17 protein-coding genes are annotated in these 18256 nt (G+C 46.4%); 12 read left to right on the plus strand and 5 right to left on the minus strand.

Annotated elements, in window-relative coordinates; translation table 11 throughout:
* Positions 1 to 28 precede the first annotated feature (28 nt).
* The 4 genes from AB4503_RS18090 to hslR form a co-directional block, all read right to left on the minus strand.
* Entirely contained in the window at positions 29 to 1993 is a 1965-nt protein-coding gene (locus tag AB4503_RS18090) for an AsmA family protein (RefSeq protein WP_372115493.1), read from the minus strand.
* Between the two features lie 156 nt (positions 1994 to 2149).
* Positions 2150 to 3775 carry a phosphoenolpyruvate carboxykinase (ATP) gene (pckA, locus tag AB4503_RS18095; RefSeq protein ID WP_065585031.1) on the minus strand — a complete coding sequence of 542 codons (1626 nt, stop codon included), beginning with the start codon at positions 3773 to 3775 and terminating at the stop codon, positions 2150 to 2152.
* A 337-nt stretch (positions 3776 to 4112) separates the two neighbouring features.
* Complete coding sequence (gene hslO, locus AB4503_RS18100; protein ID WP_017063067.1) at positions 4113 to 5006, minus strand: Hsp33 family molecular chaperone HslO; 894 nt, start codon at positions 5004 to 5006, stop codon at positions 4113 to 4115.
* A gap of 18 nt (positions 5007 to 5024) precedes the next feature.
* Positions 5025 to 5411, minus strand: coding sequence for a ribosome-associated heat shock protein Hsp15 (gene hslR, locus AB4503_RS18105; protein WP_017062490.1), 387 nt, complete (start codon positions 5409 to 5411; stop codon positions 5025 to 5027).
* A 331-nt stretch (positions 5412 to 5742) separates the two neighbouring features.
* On the opposite strand from hslR, the gene gspC reads away from it, so the two are divergent.
* From gspC to AB4503_RS18165, 12 genes are all read left to right on the plus strand, one after another.
* Positions 5743 to 6624, plus strand: coding sequence for a type II secretion system protein GspC (gene gspC / locus AB4503_RS18110; protein WP_017062489.1), 882 nt, complete (start codon positions 5743 to 5745; stop codon positions 6622 to 6624).
* 41 nt (positions 6625 to 6665) lie between these two features.
* Positions 6666 to 8690: a type II secretion system secretin GspD gene (gene gspD / locus AB4503_RS18115; RefSeq protein WP_102332599.1), complete on the plus strand. Its 2025-nt coding sequence runs from the start codon at positions 6666 to 6668 to the stop codon at positions 8688 to 8690.
* Positions 8690 to 10192: a type II secretion system ATPase GspE gene (gene gspE / locus AB4503_RS18120; protein WP_372115494.1), complete on the plus strand. Its 1503-nt coding sequence runs from the start codon at positions 8690 to 8692 to the stop codon at positions 10190 to 10192. The genes gspD and gspE overlap by 1 nt, the downstream gene beginning before the upstream one ends.
* 1 nt (position 10193) lies before the next feature.
* Complete coding sequence (gspF, locus tag AB4503_RS18125; protein ID WP_017070113.1) at positions 10194 to 11414, plus strand: type II secretion system inner membrane protein GspF; 1221 nt, start codon at positions 10194 to 10196, stop codon at positions 11412 to 11414.
* A gap of 88 nt (positions 11415 to 11502) precedes the next feature.
* The gene (gene gspG, locus AB4503_RS18130) at positions 11503 to 11946 is read left to right on the plus strand and encodes a type II secretion system major pseudopilin GspG (RefSeq protein WP_017062485.1); all 444 of its coding nucleotides are present in this window, start codon (positions 11503 to 11505) and stop codon (positions 11944 to 11946) included.
* A gap of 78 nt (positions 11947 to 12024) precedes the next feature.
* Positions 12025 to 12624 carry a type II secretion system minor pseudopilin GspH gene (gspH, locus tag AB4503_RS18135; protein WP_372115495.1) on the plus strand — a complete coding sequence of 200 codons (600 nt, stop codon included), beginning with the start codon at positions 12025 to 12027 and terminating at the stop codon, positions 12622 to 12624.
* Complete coding sequence (gene gspI / locus AB4503_RS18140) at positions 12611 to 13006, plus strand: type II secretion system minor pseudopilin GspI (protein ID WP_017062483.1); 396 nt, start codon at positions 12611 to 12613, stop codon at positions 13004 to 13006. The genes gspH and gspI overlap by 14 nt, the downstream gene beginning before the upstream one ends.
* Positions 12993 to 13760: a type II secretion system minor pseudopilin GspJ gene (gene gspJ / locus AB4503_RS18145; RefSeq protein ID WP_372115496.1), complete on the plus strand. Its 768-nt coding sequence runs from the start codon at positions 12993 to 12995 to the stop codon at positions 13758 to 13760. The genes gspI and gspJ overlap by 14 nt, the downstream gene beginning before the upstream one ends.
* Positions 13744 to 14793 carry a type II secretion system minor pseudopilin GspK gene (gene gspK, locus AB4503_RS18150; RefSeq protein ID WP_017062481.1) on the plus strand — a complete coding sequence of 350 codons (1050 nt, stop codon included), beginning with the start codon at positions 13744 to 13746 and terminating at the stop codon, positions 14791 to 14793. The genes gspJ and gspK overlap by 17 nt, the downstream gene beginning before the upstream one ends.
* Complete coding sequence (gene gspL, locus AB4503_RS18155) at positions 14762 to 15991, plus strand: type II secretion system protein GspL (RefSeq protein WP_372115497.1); 1230 nt, start codon at positions 14762 to 14764, stop codon at positions 15989 to 15991. The genes gspK and gspL overlap by 32 nt, the downstream gene beginning before the upstream one ends.
* Before the next feature lie 20 nt (positions 15992 to 16011).
* Positions 16012 to 16500 carry a type II secretion system protein M gene (locus AB4503_RS18160; RefSeq protein ID WP_017070117.1) on the plus strand — a complete coding sequence of 163 codons (489 nt, stop codon included), beginning with the start codon at positions 16012 to 16014 and terminating at the stop codon, positions 16498 to 16500.
* 1 nt (position 16501) lies between these two features.
* A complete protein-coding gene (locus tag AB4503_RS18165; RefSeq protein WP_017063075.1) occupies positions 16502 to 17281 on the plus strand; it encodes a type II secretion system protein N in 780 nt (259 codons plus the stop codon).
* A 119-nt stretch (positions 17282 to 17400) separates the two neighbouring features.
* On the opposite strand, the gene cysQ is transcribed toward AB4503_RS18165, so the two are convergent.
* On the minus strand, positions 17401 to 18228 hold the full coding sequence (gene cysQ / locus AB4503_RS18170) for a 3'(2'),5'-bisphosphate nucleotidase CysQ (protein ID WP_017062477.1): 828 nt from the start codon (positions 18226 to 18228) through the stop codon (positions 17401 to 17403).
* Positions 18229 to 18256 lie beyond the last annotated feature (28 nt).

Raw genomic sequence — 18256 nt, forward strand, 5'->3', positions numbered from 1 at the left:
ATACAGATACAGATACAAGGCGCTACTCCTATGGAGTGGCGCTTTTTTGTTGGCAGTCGTTAATCTCGGAATACTCAGCCTGGGTGAGCTTTCCTGAGATTTGATGGCATGGGTCCGATAGGGTAATCGAGAGGGTGTGTTGCTCAGCTTTAAGCAAGTCGAGTTCTCCAGAAGCCTCGCCATTGAGCGTTTGAACCCTTTGTTCTCCTTGCTCTGCTGATGATGCACCAATAATATGCATCGGTTCGAGAGTGAAGCGCCCACGGTCAAAATGCGCATTAAGCTCTGGAATTTCAAACACGTTATCAGTCGATGTTTCAGAAAGCTTGTCATTAAAGGTCATCACACCCTGGCGAACGCTGCCAGTGAGTTGCCCTGTGGTTGAGTAACCGAGCATCAGTGAGTCGCCATATAAACCTGCGGCTTGAAGTTCAAACTCGCCATAGCCGGTTGCATCGAGTGGTAATTCAAGTCGCTGCAGCATAGGCGCAATGGGTAACCCATCGGCAGAAATATCTAAGCTCCATGGCTTGCTGATTTGGTTAAAATCGAGCGTTGCATTGGCTTCAATGTAGCCATTCCTGAGTGGTGCAAACAGACGAGTCAGCGTCCATTTTCCTTGTTCGCTATTCATCTCAACCACAGGCTGTGCGCTGAGAATATTTTGGTAGCTGGCATCATTGGCGCTCGCCATCAGCTTCCCTTGCCATAAGCCCAGTTTTCTATCTTGCAGCAGTTGAACTTGATGCCCCTCGACATGTAATCCAGAGACCTGCCAGTAAGGCGTTTGTGCTAGTTGGATAAGTTGGCTGCGTTCTATATTAAGTCGGTTAATCTCGACGTTCTGGAGCTGTGTGAGCCAAGGCAATAGGCGAGCGGCCGGTAGAGGGCTATCTTGGTTTTCGGTAATCCACTTGATGCCTTGCAGGTCGAGCTGCGCCAATTGAATGCTGCTAGGGGCGACTTCGCCATTGAGCTGAACAGTGCCCTGCAGGAATTGAGTATAGAAATCCTCAATCAGAATCCGGTTTGCTTCTAGGTTGAGCTTGAGGCTTGGCTCGATGAACATGTCATCATCAATGGTCACTCCTTCTGCCTGTAGAGAAAAAATGGCTTTCTGTTGTTTCCAGATTTCAAAAGGCAGTTGGATATTTTCTAATGAGGCATCAAAGGCAGCGAGGTGGCCATCTTGCCACTCTACGTCGCTACGCAGAATATCTAAGCTGTTGATGTGATTGATCTGAATGCCTGCGACATCCCAATCTTTGTTTAACAGGCTTTGGGTCTGTTGTTCGTTTAATCGTAAGCCATCGACTGTGACATTCACCAATGACCAATCGCGTTGGTATTGTTCTGCCTGTCCAGATATTTTGGCTCCACGCCAATCAAATGAAGCGCCATAAAGGGTGCTATCACTCGGTTTTAGGTCTAAGTCTATCAACAGATTATCGAATGCTTCACCTTGCCAATACAATTGCGAGGCGGAGAGTTGGGTTTTGCCATAGGGCAGCAGTGAACGGTTGTCCCCCCAAATGGGTTCGGAGATCTGGAGGTTGATGCCTCGTGTATTAAAGTCTGGAGTCGAGAAATCTAGATCATTGATGGCCAACTGATGGAGTTTGAGACTTGGTTGAGTCAATACCGATGTGAGTGTTTCCAGATCGTCAGCTTCTAACTGGAGTCCGCTGATTAACACCGAGTCTAAAACCAGCTTGGCTTCAATAAGAGAGTCTGAACTGAACCAGATATCGATCTTATCGATATAAAGAGGCGTTTGCTGTTTAGGTTGGTTGTGGGTGATGCCCATCAAGGTGATGTGATACGGCGCCTGGTACTCAATATCTTCAATGAGTACAGGTTGTTCAATCGTATGCTTGATAAAAAAGTTAGCAACATCAGCTCGGTATTGAGTTTGTAAGCTTAATAGCAGCGCCGCGAGAAGTGCAACGATGATGGAAAGCACAATGCCGAGTACCATGAATACCTTTTTCATTCCTTGAAAGCCTTAATTTTCACTAGTCTTAAAACAGAGTGGAACAAAAATGGGTAAGCAGCAACAAAAAAGCCCCTCAAAAGAGGGGCTTGCTACAAAAATATCATTTTGAAACAGGGTCTTTGCATTTCGCTCAACCCCGAGCAGACTTTAGGGTTAGTCTAGTTGTGGACCTGCAGCAACCAGTGACTTACCTTCAGCGTTATCTGTGTACTTGTCAAAGTTGTTGATGAAGCGCTCTGCTAGATCTTTCGCTTTGCTTTCCCACTGCAATGGATCAGTGTACGTATCACGCGGGTCAAGAATCGTAGGATCTACGTCGTGCAACGCTAGCGGTACTTCTAGGTTAAACATAGGGATAACCTTAGTATCCGCTTGGTCGATTGAGCCATCTAAGATAGCGTCAATGATGCCACGAGTATCTTGAATCGAGATACGTTTGCCTGTGCCGTTCCAACCAGTGTTCACTAGGTAAGCTTCTGCTCCCGCCGCTTCCATACGTTTCACAAGCACTTCAGCGTACTGAGTTGGGTGAAGAGTTAGGAATGCAGCACCGAACGCAGCAGAGAACGTAGGAGTTGGCTCAGTAATACCACGCTCAGTGCCCGCTAGTTTTGCAGTGAAGCCAGATAGGAAGTGGTACTTCGTTTGCTCTGGAGTCAGTTTAGAAACGGGTGGCAGTACACCGAATGCATCAGCAGTCAGGAAGATAACCTTTTGAGCGTGACCGGCTTTTGATACTGGTTTAACGATGTTATCGATGTGGTGAATTGGGTAAGAAACACGAGTGTTCTCAGTTTTTGAACCGTCATCAAAATCGATAGAACCATCACCACGAACTGTTACGTTTTCTAGTAGTGCATCACGACGGATTGCATTGTAGATTTCAGGTTCTGCTTCTTTAGATAGACGAATCGTCTTCGCGTAACAACCACCTTCGAAGTTGAAGATACCATCGTCATCCCAACCGTGCTCATCATCACCGATTAGCTCACGCTTAGGATCGGTTGAAAGCGTAGTTTTACCTGTACCAGATAGACCGAAGAAGATGGCTACATCGCCTTTCTCGCCGACGTTTGCACTACAGTGCATTGAAGCAATGCCTTGCAGAGGAAGCAGGTAGTTCATCATTGCGAACATGCCTTTCTTCATCTCACCGCCGTACCAAGTACCACCGATGATTTGAACGCGCTCTGTTAGGTTGAAAGCAACGAAGTTTTCAGAGTTTAGACCCTGCTTTTCCCAGTTAGGGTTAGTTGTTTTAGCACCGTTCATTACCACGAAATCAGGTTCGAACGTTGCTAGCTCTTCGTCAGTTGGACGAATGAACATGTTCTTAACGAAGTGCGCTTGCCACGCTACTTCAGTGATAATACGCACGCTTAAGCGCGTATCAGGGTTAGCACCACAATAACCGTCGATGACAAACAGGCGCTTGCCAGATAGCTGAGTTGTCACAAGCTCTTTCAGCTCATTCCATACTTCAGTTGTAATCGGTTTGTTGTCATTTTTGCCTTGATCTGACCACCACATGGTATCGCGGGTCGTGTCATCTTTAACAATGTACTTATCTTTTGGTGAGCGGCCAGTAAAGATACCAGTGTCTACCGCAACAGAGCCTAGTTCCGTTACTACGCCTTTTTCGTAGCCTTCTAGACCCGGCAGTGTTTCTTCAACGAATAACTGCTCGTAGCTAGGATTACGAAGAACTTCAGTAACGCCAGTCAGTCCGTGCTTAGTTAGATCAATTTGTGCAGCCTTTGTATGTTCCATAACGGTCATAGGTGCTCCTTGTAGGATATTTTGTAGGGATTTTGTATTAATTTTTTATTGTTATCTGCTCACCATGCTAGCAACGAGACTCGGGGGAAACAGGGATATAGCTCAAAAAATATCCATATTAGCCATGGGGTTTTAAGCGTCTCGTCACATATTGGCCCAACTAGTCTATCCTGTACGCAAACCTTTGCGCTAGGGGCGAGAACATTATTAATTGATTAAAATTAAGCGGTGATTTTATTACGAGATGTTACGGAGTTTGCGCTATTTTGATCACAAAAAAGGCCAGCTGAGTGCTGACCTTTTTGGGGTAAATTACGTGTTTTTGGTACGCCGTAAATTAATGAACCGTATTGCTGCCTTTATCTGCTGCTTCTGCGTACAGTGCATCAACATCATTCTTGTCGAACGAGTAATTTGTGCCACAGTAATCGCAGTGTAGACCAACGCTTCCTTCGGTGCTTAGGATGTCGTAGATCTCTTCTTGAGCAACAGTAATGATTGCTGCTGCACTTCGATCGCGTGAACAGCCACAGAAGAACTCAACCGGTTGTGGTGTGAATAGCTGTACTTTCTCTTGGTTGTACAAACGGTAAAGCAGTTCGTTCGCTTCTAGAGTGAATAGCTCTTCGTTTTTCACGGTGTCTGTTAGTTGCTCTAGGTGCTCGAAGTCGTCTGGAGTACCGGTGCCGTCAGGCATTACTTGTAGCAACATACCTGCAGCGTGTGCTTTGCCTTCATGCTCGCCAGTGCGCAGCCATAGACGAGTCTTAAGCTGTTCAGAGTTAGCGAAGTAGCCTTCAAGCACTTGTGCAAGCGTGTCACCTTCAAGACCAACGATACCTTGGTAACGCTCACCTTTCTTAGGATCGATAGTGATCACTAGATGACCTTTACCCATTAGGGCGTGTAGACCTGCGTCGTCTGCGATATCGCCTTCAAAGCGAGCAACACCACGGATCTTCTGATCGTGATCGCCATTGATAACTGCTAGAGATACTGGGCCGTCACCTTGCAGCTGCATCGTGATAGAACCTTCAAACTTTAGGGTCGCCGTTAGTAGCGTCGTTGAAACCAGTAGCTCACCCAACAGCTTTTGTACTGGAGCTGGGTATTCCTTGCTAGAAATAATCTGTTGGTACGCTTCGTCCATCTGTACCAATTCACCACGTACTGATAGGTCTTCAAATAGGTAGCGATTTAAAACATTACTTGTAGACATTGGGTCTGCCATTTGGCTATTCCTTCTAGCTTATTGAGTCTTGAACTTGATGATGTCACGACGTTGCTTTTTATCTGGGCGACGTTCTGGTGCTGGGCTATGAGCATTTAGCTTGCGCTGTTGTGCAAACTCTTCTCTTTTTGCCAAGCTTTCGGTGGTTTCTTCATAGAGGGTTTGAGCGATCGGGGCTCCACCACGATGGGCTGAGATTTTCTCGATCGTTACCGTCTTTTCTTCATTACCTTGGCGCAGTGTAATCACAGCCCCAAGTTCGACAATTTTACTTGGCTTGCTGCGCTGACCATTATAGTGGACTTTGCCACCATCGACCATGTTACGAGCAATAGACCGGGTTTTGTAAAAACGAGCTGCCCACAACCATTTATCGAGTCTGACAGCTTCATTAGCAGTTTTCATATAGGGCTGTGCCTTATTAAGTGAGAAATGAATGCGGTTTAACTGTAACGAACAGTGCGCAACATGTTTTTGATGATGCTTATCACATTAAGTAGAAGCTTAAAGTGGAGGCGGTTGGCATTTTTTTCAAGTCATAATACAAAATAGCCATGTTATGCCGATTTATCGATTTGCTATGATATAGTTCAGGATCTTATTGCTTAAATAAGCTTGGTATCGAACGAATGAATAAAAAAGCTGAAAGTTTAATGATTTGCAGCGTTTGTCGTCATGAAAAGGGACTAGGAAAGTGAACTTTTTAGAGCTCAAAAATCGCGTAGGGAATTCTCCTATGTTGAGCCGCTTATTAGAGAATGGATTTGTACTTCAGCAGAAACTAAGCTTAGCGACCTGTTGTGTATTGATTGCAGCTTCCGCATGGATCTTAGGGCAGCTTGCATGGTTTATCGAACCTGCTGAGCAAACTATCGCGCCTTGGACAGCAACGGCTTCATCGTCTTCAGCACCTCAATCGACCCTTGATATCTCTTCTTTGCAGCAGAGCAACATGTTTGGTGCTTACAACCCAAGCACGCCCGCTGTGGTTGAACAGCAAGTTATCCAAGATGCGCCTAAGACGCGATTAAACCTCGTTTTAGTGGGTGCAGTCGCGAGCTCGAATCCAAAACTGAGCTTAGCGGTGATCGCCAATCGCGGCACGCAAGCGACCTACGGAATTAATGAAGAGATTGAAGGCACTCGAGCCAAGTTAAAAGCGGTATTAATCGACCGCGTTATCATTGATAACTCAGGACGAGACGAAACCTTGATGCTTGAAGGTATTGAGTACAAGCGTTTGGCTGTATCAGCGCCTGCGCCACCTCGTAGCTCTTCTTCGGTTCGTGGTAATAATCCGGCTTCAGCAGAAGAGAAGCTTGATGAAATTAAAGCGAAGATAATGAAAGATCCGCAACAAATCTTCCAATATGTTCGACTGTCTCAGGTGAAGCGTGACGATAAAGTGATCGGTTATCGTGTGAGCCCGGGCAAAGATTCAGAACTTTTTAACTCTGTTGGGCTCCAAAACGGAGATATTGCCACTCAGTTAAATGGACAAGACCTGACAGACCCTGCTGCTATGGGCAACATATTCCGTTCCATCTCAGAACTAACAGAGCTAAATCTGGTGGTCGAGAGAGATGGTCAACAACATGAAGTGTTTATTGAATTTTAAAACTTTGCGTCTAACGAAGGACGAAAGTGTAGGAGAAGTACGTGAAGCATTGGTTTAAGAAAAGTGCATGGTTATTGGCAGGAAGCTTGATCTGCACACCCGCAGCCATCGCGAGTGATTTTAGTGCCAGCTTTAAAGGCACTGATATTCAAGAGTTTATTAATATTGTTGGTCGTAACCTAGAGAAGACGATCATCGTTGACCCTTCGGTGCGTGGAAAAATCGATGTACGCAGCTACGACGTACTCAATGAAGAGCAATATTACAGCTTCTTCCTAAACGTATTGGAAGTGTATGGCTACGCGGTTGTCGAAATGGACTCAGGTGTTCTTAAGATCATCAAGGCCAAAGATTCGAAAACATCGGCAATTCCAGTCGTTGGAGACAGTGACACGATCAAAGGCGACAATGTGGTGACACGTGTTGTGACGGTTCGTAATGTCTCGGTACGTGAACTTTCTCCTCTGCTTCGTCAACTAAACGACAATGCAGGCGCGGGTAACGTTGTGCACTACGACCCAGCCAACATCATCCTTATTACAGGCCGAGCGGCGGTAGTAAACCGTTTAGCTGAAATCATCAAGCGTGTTGACCAAGCGGGTGATAAAGAGATTGAAGTCGTTGAGCTAAAGAATGCTTCTGCGGCAGAAATGGTACGTATCGTTGATGCGTTAAGCAAAACCACTGATGCGAAAAACACACCTGCATTTCTACAACCTAAATTAGTTGCCGATGAACGTACCAATGCGATTCTTATCTCAGGTGACCCTAAGGTACGTAGCCGTTTAAGAAGGTTGATTGAACAGCTTGATGTGGAAATGGCAACCAAGGGCAACAACCAAGTAATTTACCTTAAATACGCCAAAGCAGAAGATTTAGTCGATGTGCTGAAAGGCGTGTCGGACAACCTGCAATCAGAAAAGCAATCTTCAACCAAAGGCAGCTCATCGCAACGTAACCAAGTGATGATCTCCGCTCACAGTGATACCAACTCGTTGGTGATTACCGCACAACCGGACATCATGAATGCGCTTCAAGATGTGATCGCACAGTTGGATATTCGTCGTGCTCAAGTATTGATTGAAGCCCTAATTGTCGAGATGGCAGAGGGTGATGGCATTAACCTTGGTGTGCAATGGGGTAACCTTGATACTGGTGCTGTGATTCAGTATGGCAACACAGGTGCGTCAATCGGTGGCGTAATGGTTGGTTTAGAAGAAGCGAAAGACACTGAAACGACCACCGCAGTCTATGATGATAATGGCGCCTTTTTGCGTAATGAAACGACCACAGAATCCGGTGACTACTCAACGTTAGCTTCTGCTCTTTCTGGCGTTAATGGCGCGGCAATGAGCGTAGTGATGGGTGACTGGACTGCCTTGATCAGTGCAGTAGCGACCGATTCAAATTCAAATATCCTATCTTCTCCAAGTATCACCGTGATGGATAACGGCGAAGCGTCGTTCATTGTGGGCGAAGAGGTGCCTGTTTTAACTGGCTCGACCGCAGGCTCAAGTAACGATAACCCATTCCAAACGGTTGAACGTAAAGAAGTGGGTATCAAGCTAAAAGTCGTGCCACAAATCAATGAAGGTGACTCAGTTCAGCTGCAAATAGAACAAGAAGTATCGAACGTATTAGGCGCAAACGGGGCAGTAGATGTTCGTTTTGCTAAGCGTCAGCTAAATACGTCAGTGATTGTTCAAGACGGTCAAATGCTGGTGCTGGGTGGCTTGATTGACGAGCGAGCGCTGGAAAGTGAATCTAAGGTGCCGTTCTTGGGCGATATCCCTGTTCTAGGACACCTGTTCAAATCAACCAGTACTCAGGTTGAGAAAAAGAACCTAATGGTCTTCATCAAACCAACCATTATTCGTGATGGTATGACAGCCGATGGTATCACGCAGCGTAAATACAACTTCATCCGTGCTGAGCAGTTGTACAAGGCTGAGCAAGGACTGAAATTAATGGCAGACGATAACATCCCGGTATTGCCTAAATTTGGCGAAAGCATGAATTACCCGGCTGAACTTCAAGCCTTCATTGATCAGATGGAAACAGAATAATGGCTGAATTGGTAGGGGCGGCACGTACTTATCAGCGCTTGCCGTTTAGCTTTGCGAATCGCTATAAGATGGTGTTGGAGTATCAACATCCAGAGCGCGCACCGATACTTTATTATGTTGAGCCACTGAAATCGGCGGCGATCATTGAAGTGAGTCGTGTTGTGAAAAATGGTTTCACGCCACAAGCGATTACTCTCGATGAGTTTGATAAAAAACTGACCGATGCTTATCAGCGTGACTCGTCGGAAGCTCGTCAGCTCATGGAAGACATTGGTGCTGATAGTGATGATTTCTTCTCACTAGCGGAAGAACTGCCTCAAGACGAAGACTTACTTGAATCAGAAGATGATGCACCAATCATCAAGTTAATCAATGCGATGCTGGGTGAGGCGATCAAAGAGGGTGCTTCGGATATACACATCGAAACCTTTGAAAAGTCACTTTGTATCCGTTTCCGAGTTGATGGTGTGCTGCGTGATGTTCTAGCGCCAAGCCGTAAACTGGCTCCGCTGCTCGTGTCACGTGTAAAGGTTATGGCTAAATTGGATATTGCGGAAAAACGCGTGCCACAAGATGGTCGTATTTCTTTGCGTATTGGTGGCCGAGCGGTTGATGTTCGTGTTTCAACCATGCCTTCTTCGCACGGTGAGCGTGTGGTAATGCGTCTGTTGGACAAAAACGCCACTCGTCTAGACTTGCACAGTTTAGGTATGACAGCAGAAAACCATGAAAACTTCCGTAAGCTGATTCAGCGCCCACATGGCATTATCTTGGTGACTGGCCCGACAGGCTCAGGTAAATCAACGACCTTGTACGCTGGCCTGCAAGAGCTTAACAGCAACGAACGCAACATCCTTACCGTTGAAGACCCAATTGAATTTGATATTGATGGCATTGGTCAAACACAAGTGAACCCTAAGGTTGATATGACCTTTGCGCGTGGTTTACGTGCGATTCTTCGTCAAGATCCCGATGTGGTAATGATTGGTGAGATACGTGACTTAGAGACCGCAGAGATCGCTGTTCAAGCCTCTTTGACCGGTCACTTAGTGATGTCGACCCTTCACACCAATACGGCAATCGGTGCAATTACGCGTCTGCGTGATATGGGCATCGAACCCTTCTTGATCTCTTCTTCGCTGCTGGGTGTTTTGGCTCAGCGCTTGGTTCGCACCCTGTGTAACGACTGTAAAGAACCTTACGAAGCGGATAAAGAACAGAAAAAACTGTTTGGGTTGAAGAAGAAAGAAAGCCTAACGCTTTACCATGCCAAAGGGTGTGAAAGCTGCAGTCACAAAGGCTATCGAGGCCGTACTGGTATTCATGAGCTATTGATGATTGACGATTCGGTACAAGAGCTGATTCACAGTGAGGCTGGCGAACAGGCGATTGAGAAAGCAATTCGTGGCACAACACCAAGTATTCGAGATGATGGCTTGAGCAAAGTTCTGAAAGGGGTAACGTCCTTAGAAGAAGTGATGCGTGTGACCAAGGAAGTCTAGTATGGCGGCATTTGAATACAAAGCGCTGGATGCCAAGGGTAAGAGCAAAAAGGGCTCAATTGAAGCAGATAATGCTCGTCAGGCTCGCCAAAGAATCAAAGAACAAGGCTTGATGCCGGTTGAGATGACCGAAGCTAAAGCTAAAACGACGAAAGGTGCACAGCCTTCGACCAGCTTTAAGCGTGGTATCAGCACGCCAGACCTTGCTTTGATTACTCGCCAAATTTCCACCTTGGTGCAATCAGGCATGCCGCTAGAAGAGTGCTTGAAAGCCGTGGCGGAGCAATCTGAAAAGCCACGTATTCGAACCATGTTACTGGCGGTTCGTTCGAAGGTAACGGAAGGTTATTCGCTAGCCGATAGCTTGGCTGATTACCCACATATCTTTGATGAACTGTTTAGAGCCATGGTCGCGGCTGGTGAGAAATCGGGTCACTTAGATGCGGTATTGGAGCGACTGGCTGATTACGCAGAAAACCGTCAGAAGATGCGCTCTAAGTTGCTGCAAGCGATGATCTACCCTGTGGTGCTGGTGGTGTTTGCGGTGACGATTGTTTCGTTCCTGCTGGCAACCGTGGTACCTAAGATCGTTGAACCGATTATCCAAATGGGCCAAGAACTTCCTCAATCGACACAATTTTTATTGGCATCGAGTGAATTTATCCAGAATTGGGGCATCCAATTACTGTTGTTGATCATCGGTGTGATTGTGTTGATTAAGACCGCTCTGAAAAAGCCGGGTGTTCGCATGAGTTGGGATCGCAAGCTATTAAGCATTCCACTGATCGGCAAGATCGCGAAAGGAATTAATACCTCTCGTTTTGCACGAACACTCTCTATCTGTACCTCGAGTGCGATTCCTATCCTTGAGGGGATGAAGGTTGCGGTTGATGTAATGTCGAATCACCATGTGAAGCAACAAGTACTGCAGGCGTCAGACAGTGTTAGAGAAGGGGCAAGCCTGCGTAAAGCGCTCGATCAAACCAAACTCTTCCCTCCAATGATGCTGCATATGATCGCCAGTGGTGAGCAGAGTGGTCAGTTAGAGCAAATGCTAACAAGAGCGGCAGATAACCAGGATCAAAGCTTTGAATCGACCGTGAATATCGCGTTAGGTATCTTTACGCCAGCACTTATCGCTTTGATGGCAGGCTTAGTGCTGTTCATTGTGATGGCGACTCTGATGCCGATGCTTGAAATGAATAATTTGATGAGTGGTTAATTAACTGCTCATAAGACGTTAGTTTTTGGATTAACGAGAAGAAGGACATTATTACCTTCAACTCGCTGTCTGTAATTTGGAGAAAATAATGAAAAACAGAATGAAGAAACAATCAGGCTTTACCCTATTAGAAGTGATGGTTGTTGTGGTTATCCTTGGCGTATTGGCGAGCTTTGTTGTACCTAACCTATTGGGTAACAAAGAGAAGGCTGACCAACAAAAAGCCATCACTGATATTGTGGCGCTAGAGAACGCGCTAGATATGTACAAACTGGATAACAGCGTTTACCCAACAACGGATCAAGGTCTTGATGCATTGGTTTCTAAGCCAAGCAGCCCAGAGCCTCGTAACTACCGCGACGGTGGCTACATCAAGCGTCTGCCAAACGACCCATGGGGTAACGAGTACCAATACCTAAGCCCTGGTGATAACGGCACTATTGATATTTTCACTCTTGGTGCTGATGGCCAAGAAGGTGGTGAAGGTATTGCGGCGGATATCGGCAACTGGAACATGCAGGATTTCCAATAAGCTTCAGCTTATTGTTTGATTCGTTATTGATGCTTGATACGTTATTGATGGTAGGACGTAAACAGATGGAGTCTAAAGGTGAAAACTAAGCAAACACAGCCAGGTTTCACCTTGATTGAGATTCTCTTGGTGTTGGTACTACTGTCAGTAACGGCGGTTGCGGTGATCGCGACCATTCCTACCAATAGCAAAGATGTTGCTAAAAAATACGCTCAAAGCTTTTATCAGCGAGTTCAATTACTCAATGAAGAGGCTATTTTGAGCGGCTTAGATTTTGGCGTTCGAGTTGATGAAAAGAAATCGACCTATGTACTGATGGCGCTTAAGTCTGAAGGCTGGCAAGAAGTCGATTTTGAAAAAATCCCCTCTTTAACTGAACTACCGGAAGAACTCGCATTGTCACTGACCTTAGGTGGTGGCGCATGGGAAGACGATGATCGGTTGTTCAACCCAGGAAGCTTGTTTGATGAAGATATGTTTGCTGATCTTGAAGAGGAAAAGAAGCCGAAACCACCACAGATCTACATCTTGTCGAGTGCTGAAATGACGCCATTTGTATTGTCGTTTTATCCAAATACCGGAGACACCATACAAGATGGTTGGCGTATTCGAGTATTGGACAATGGTGTGATTCGACTGCTAGAACCGGGAGAAGAAGATGAAGATGAAGAGGAATAACCGTTCTCCTTATCGTTTTCGTGGTATGCCCCTTGGTTCTCGAGGAATGACGCTGCTTGAGGTATTGGTTGCGCTCGCTATCTTTGCGACTGCGGCGATCAGTGTGATTCGTGCTGTTACTCAGCACATCAATACCCTCAGTTATCTCGAAGAAAAAACCTTCGCGGCTATGGTCGTTGATAATCAAATGGCTTTGGTGATGCTGCATCCTGAGAAGCTAAAAAAAGCGCAGGGCACACAAGAGTTGGCCGAGAGAGAGTGGTTTTGGAAGGTCACGCCAATCGATACTAGCGATGATTTATTAAAGGCGTTTGATGTGAGTGTGGCAACCAGTAAACAAGCTTCTCCAGTGGTCACGGTGCGCAGCTATGTGGTCAAGTAAAAGCGTGTCGTTAGCTCAGAGCAAGTCGCTAAGTAAGAGCATGTCCGCCAATAAGCGTGTGCCTCGTAAACAAGGACTATCTTCGAAAGGGAGAGGCTTTACCTTAATTGAGGTTTTGGTCTCGATCGCTATCTTTGCCACGTTAAGCATGGCGGCTTATCAGGTAGTCAATCAGGTTCAGCGCAGCAACGAGCTTTCAATCGAGCGCAGTGCTCGTTTAAATCAACTGCAACGTAGCTTAGTCATTTTAGATAATGATTTTCGCCAGATGGCGGTGCGACAATTTCGTACCAACGGTGAAGAAGCATCATCTAAGCTGATCTTAATTAAAGAGTATTTACTGGATTCCGACAGCGTTGGCATCATGTTTACTCGCCTTGGCTGGCATAACCCACAGCAGCAGTTTCCTCGCGGAGAAGTCACCAAAGTGGGTTACCGCATTAAAGAAGAAACGCTTGAGCGTGTGTGGTGGCGCTACCCCGATACTCCTGCAGGACAAGAAGGTGTGATTACGCCTTTGCTTGATGATGTTGAAAGCTTGGAATTCGAGTTTTATGACGGAAGCCGCTGGGGGAAAGAGTGGCAAGCCGACAAATCGCTACCGAAAGCGGTAAGGTTAAAGCTAACCTTGAAAGATTATGGTGAGATAGAGCGTATTTATCTCACCCCTAGTGGCACGCTAGATCAGGCCGATGATTCTTCAAACAGTGACTCTTCAAGTAGTAATGAGGGGAATAATGACTCATCGAACTAATAAGTTTGCACTGACAAGGTCTGCCATGGGGCGCAAGCAGCGAGGTGTTGCGCTGATCATTATCCTGATGCTACTGGCGATAATGGCAACCATCGCAGGCAGTATGTCGGAACGCCTGTTTACTCAATTTAAGCGCGTGGGCAATCAACTGAATTACCAACAGGCTTACTGGTACAGCATTGGTGTCGAAGCGCTGGTGCAAGACGGCATTAGGCAAAGCTACAAAGACAGTGATACCGTCAACTTGAGTCAACCATGGGCGTTAGAAGAACAGGTATACCCGTTGGATTATGGTCAAGTTAAAGGCCGTATTGTTGATGCTCAGGCATGTTTTAATCTCAATGCGTTGGCTGGTGTGGCGACGACTTCAAGTAACCAAACACCTTATTTAATTACGGTTTGGCAAACCTTGTTGGAAAACCAAGATGTTGAGCCTTATCAGGCCGAGGTTATTGCACATTCAAGCTGGGAATTTGTTGATAGTGATACCCGAACCACCTCTTCAGCTGGTGTAGAAGACAGTACTTATGAGGCGATGAAGCCATCTTATTTGGCAGCGAATGGCTTAATGGCCGATGAGTCCGAGCTACGCTCGGTTTATCAAGTCACTGGTGAGGTGATGAATAAGGTTCGCCCCTTTGTTTGTGCTCTGCCGAGCGACGATTTCCGTTTGAATGTGAATACTCTTACGGAAAAGCAGGCGCCGTTATTGGAAGCGATGTTTGCCCCCGGCTTAAGTGAATCGGATGCCAAACAGCTGATAGACAAACGCCCATTCGATGGTTGGGATACGGTGGATGCGTTTATGGCTGAGCCTGCTATTGTGGGTGTGAGTGCCGAAGTCAGCAAAAAAGCGAAAGCATATTTAACTGTAGATAGCGCCTATTTTGAGCTAGATGCAGAGGTATTAGTTGAGCAGTCACGTGTACGTATACGGACGCTTTTCTATAGTAGTAATCGAGAAACAGTGACGGTAGTACGCCGTCGTTTTGGAGGAATCAGTGAGCGAGTTTCTGACCGTTCGACTGAGTAGCGAACCACAAAGCCCTGTGCAGTGGTTAGTTTGGTCGACAAGCCAACAAGAAGTGATAGCAAGCGGTGAACTGTCTAGCTGGGATCAGCTTGACGAGTTAACGCCTTACGCTGAAAAGCGCAGCTGTATCGCTTTATTGCCGGGAAGTGAATGCTTAATTAAGCGTGTTGAGATCCCGAAAGGTGCTGCTCGCCAGTTCGATTCTATGCTGCCGTTTTTATTAGAAGACGAAGTCGCACAAGATATCGAAGACTTACACCTGACTATTTTAGAGAAAGGCGCAACGCACGCGACAGTGTGTGGTGTGGAACGTGATTGGCTTAAGCAGGCGCTGGATACTTTCCGCGAAGCGAACATTATCTTTCGTAAAGTATTGCCTGATACCTTAGCGTTGCCTTTAGAAGATCAGGGCATCAGTGCGCTGCAGATCGACCAACATTGGTTATTGCGTCAAAGCAACTATCAAGCAGTGTCGATCAATGAGGCGTGGCTAGCGATGTTCTTACAAAGCGATTGGGTTGCCTTAGATGACGAAGAGCAATCACCAACGATTTTTAGCTACACCGCACTGCCAAGTGATGACGTTCAACTGCAAAGTGGCATTGAGTGGCAAGCTAAACCTGCGGAACTGGTGATGTCTTTACTGAGCCAACAAGCCATTACAAGTGGCGTAAACTTACTGACTGGCACCTTTAAAACCAAATCTTCATTCAGTAAGTACTGGTGTGTATGGCAAAAAGTAGCGATCGCAGCTTGTTTGCTGGTGGCGGTGATCGTCACTCAGCAAGTCTTAAAGGTTCAGCAGTACGAAGCACAAGCCGAAGCGTACCGAACGGAGAGTGAACGTATTTTTAGAAGCGTACTTCCGGGCAAGCAACGTATTCCGACGGTCAGCTACCTTAAGCGCCAGATGAACGACGAAGCTAAGAAGTATGGTGGCTCGGGTGATGGTGATTCCTTACTTGGATGGCTAGCGTTACTGCCAGAAACTTTAGGACAAGTGAAAGCCATCGAAGTGAATAGTATTCGCTACGACGGCAACCGCTCAGAGGTGAGATTGGAAGCGAAAAGTACTGACTTCCAATATTTCGAGACTGCGCGAGTCAAACTTGAAGAGAAGTTTACCGTTGAGCAAGGGCCATTGAATCGTAATGGTGATGCCGTATTTGGCAGCTTTACTCTTAAACCCCATCAATAACCTGCGTAAGGAGATCAGTGATGAGAAATATGATTGAGCCACTCCAAGCGTGGTGGACTTCAATAAGTCAAAGAGAGCAACGACTAGTGATTGGTTGCTCAATTCTATTGGTGGTCGGTGTCGTTTATTGGGGGCTAATCCAGCCACTCAGTCAGCGAGCTGAACTTGCGCAGAGCCGTATTCAAAGTGAGAAGCAACTTCTAGCTTGGGTAACCAATAAAGCCAATGAAGTGGTTGAGTTGCGAGGCAGTGGTGGCATCAGTGCGAGCCAGCCTCTGAATCAATCTGTACCAGCTTCTATGCGTCGCTTTAATATCGAGCTAATACGCGTGCAACCACGTGGCGAGATGCTGCAAGTCTGGGTAAAACCTGTGCCTTTTAATCAGTTCTTAGATTGGCTGACATACTTGAAAGAGAAGCAGGGTGTCGAAGTTGAGTTTATGGACATTGATCGCTCCGATAACCCAGGGGTTATTGAGGTCAACCGACTACAGTTTAAACGAGGTTAATGTGAAACGCGGTTTATCTTTGAAGTTAGGTTTACTTTTTGGCGGCATCTTTATTGTCTTTTTCTCGGTTAGTCTGTTGCTGCATCTACCGGCCTCTTTTGTACTCAAACATGCACCGGCTGTGCGTGGCTTGAATATTGAAGGTGTTGAAGGAACGGTTTGGCAGGGCAGCGCCAATAATATCGCCTGGCAGCGTGTTAATTACGGTTCAGTGCAGTGGGACTTCCAGTTTTCTAAGCTATTTCAAGCCAAAGCAGAACTGGCGGTTCGTTTTGGTCGTAACAGCGACATGAACTTGTCAGGTAAAGGGCGTGTCGGGTACAGCATGAGTGGCGCGTATGCAGAGAACTTAGTGGCCTCAATGCCTGCTATGAACGTGATGAAATACGCCCCAGCCATTCCAGTCCCGGTTTCAATTGGTGGAAAGGTTGAGCTGACGATCAAGCATGCGGTTCATGCTCAACCTTGGTGTCAGTCTGGTGAAGGTACTGTGGCTTGGTCTGGTGCTGCAGTCGATTCACCTGTTGGTTCGTTAGACCTTGGTCCTGTGATTGCGGACATAACCTGTGAAGACAGTACAATTGCAGCCAAAGGCGTTCAGAAGAGCACTCAAGTAGACAGTGAGTTCTCAGCGAGTCTAACATCTAACCAGCGCTACACATCTGCAGCGTGGTTTAAACCGGGTGTTGAATTCCCGCCAACGATGCAAAATCAGCTTAAATGGTTGGGTAATCCTGATAGCCAAGGTAAGTACCAGTTTACTTATCAAGGTCGTTTTTAGCTAAACGGCTAAGGGTCACTAAATTACGAGATATAAAAAACGGGCACCTCACTGAGGTGCCCGTTTTGTTTGTTCTGAGAATCTAGAGGATATCTGACAGTTAAAGGGAGCAAACTCGCCTAGTCTTTGCCTTGCAAAATTTCTACCCACGGTAAATCTGCATCACCGAGTACAATGAAGTTCGGGTTTTCTAGCGTTTCTCTTTCATTGTACGAAAGCGGTTCTAGTTGAGTACTTAAGATACGTCCGCCAGCTTCTTCAACAATGCACTGCGTTGCGGCGGTATCCCACTCTCCGGTTGGTCCAAGGCGCAGATAACAATCCACAGCGCCTTCTGCGACTAAACAGGCCTTAAGCGCTGCTGAGCCTAGAGGAACCAAATCATAATTCCATGCTGAGCTCATACGGCTAGTGATGCGATTGATATCTTGGCGACGGCTTATAGCCATTGCGATTGACTGGTTTGGCAGCTCGTGACGATGCGTTTTGATTTTCACGCTGTCATTAAGGTCTGGGATCTTCCAAGCGCCTTTGCCACTGTAAGCGTAATAGCTCACACCTGAAACGGGTGCGTATACCACGCCCATCACTGGCTTGTTATGCTCGATTAGGGCGATAATTGTCGCGAAATCACCACTTCGTGCGATGAACTCCTGGGTGCCGTCCAGTGGGTCAACTAACCAGTAGCGATCCCATTGAGAGCGTTGCTCTAGGCTGATGTCGGCGTCTTCTTCGGATAATACGGGAATATCAGGCGTCAATTCACTGAGTTTTTTTAATATCAGCTTATGTGCTGCAAGATCGGCACTGGTTACTGGAGTGTCATCACTCTTAATGAACTCTTCGTAATCCTTTTTCTCGTAGATCTCTAAGATGAGTTGACCAGCAGAGCGAGCAATCTCAATGACAGAGGGTAGGAGGTGAGACAAATCTTTTGTTATTGGCATAAATGTTCTCTTACTCTTAGAGCGAGCC

It is taken from the genome of Vibrio sp. 10N.222.55.B11, from assembly GCF_041473705.1.
GTDB classification, from domain to species: domain Bacteria; phylum Pseudomonadota; class Gammaproteobacteria; order Enterobacterales; family Vibrionaceae; genus Vibrio; species Vibrio crassostreae_C.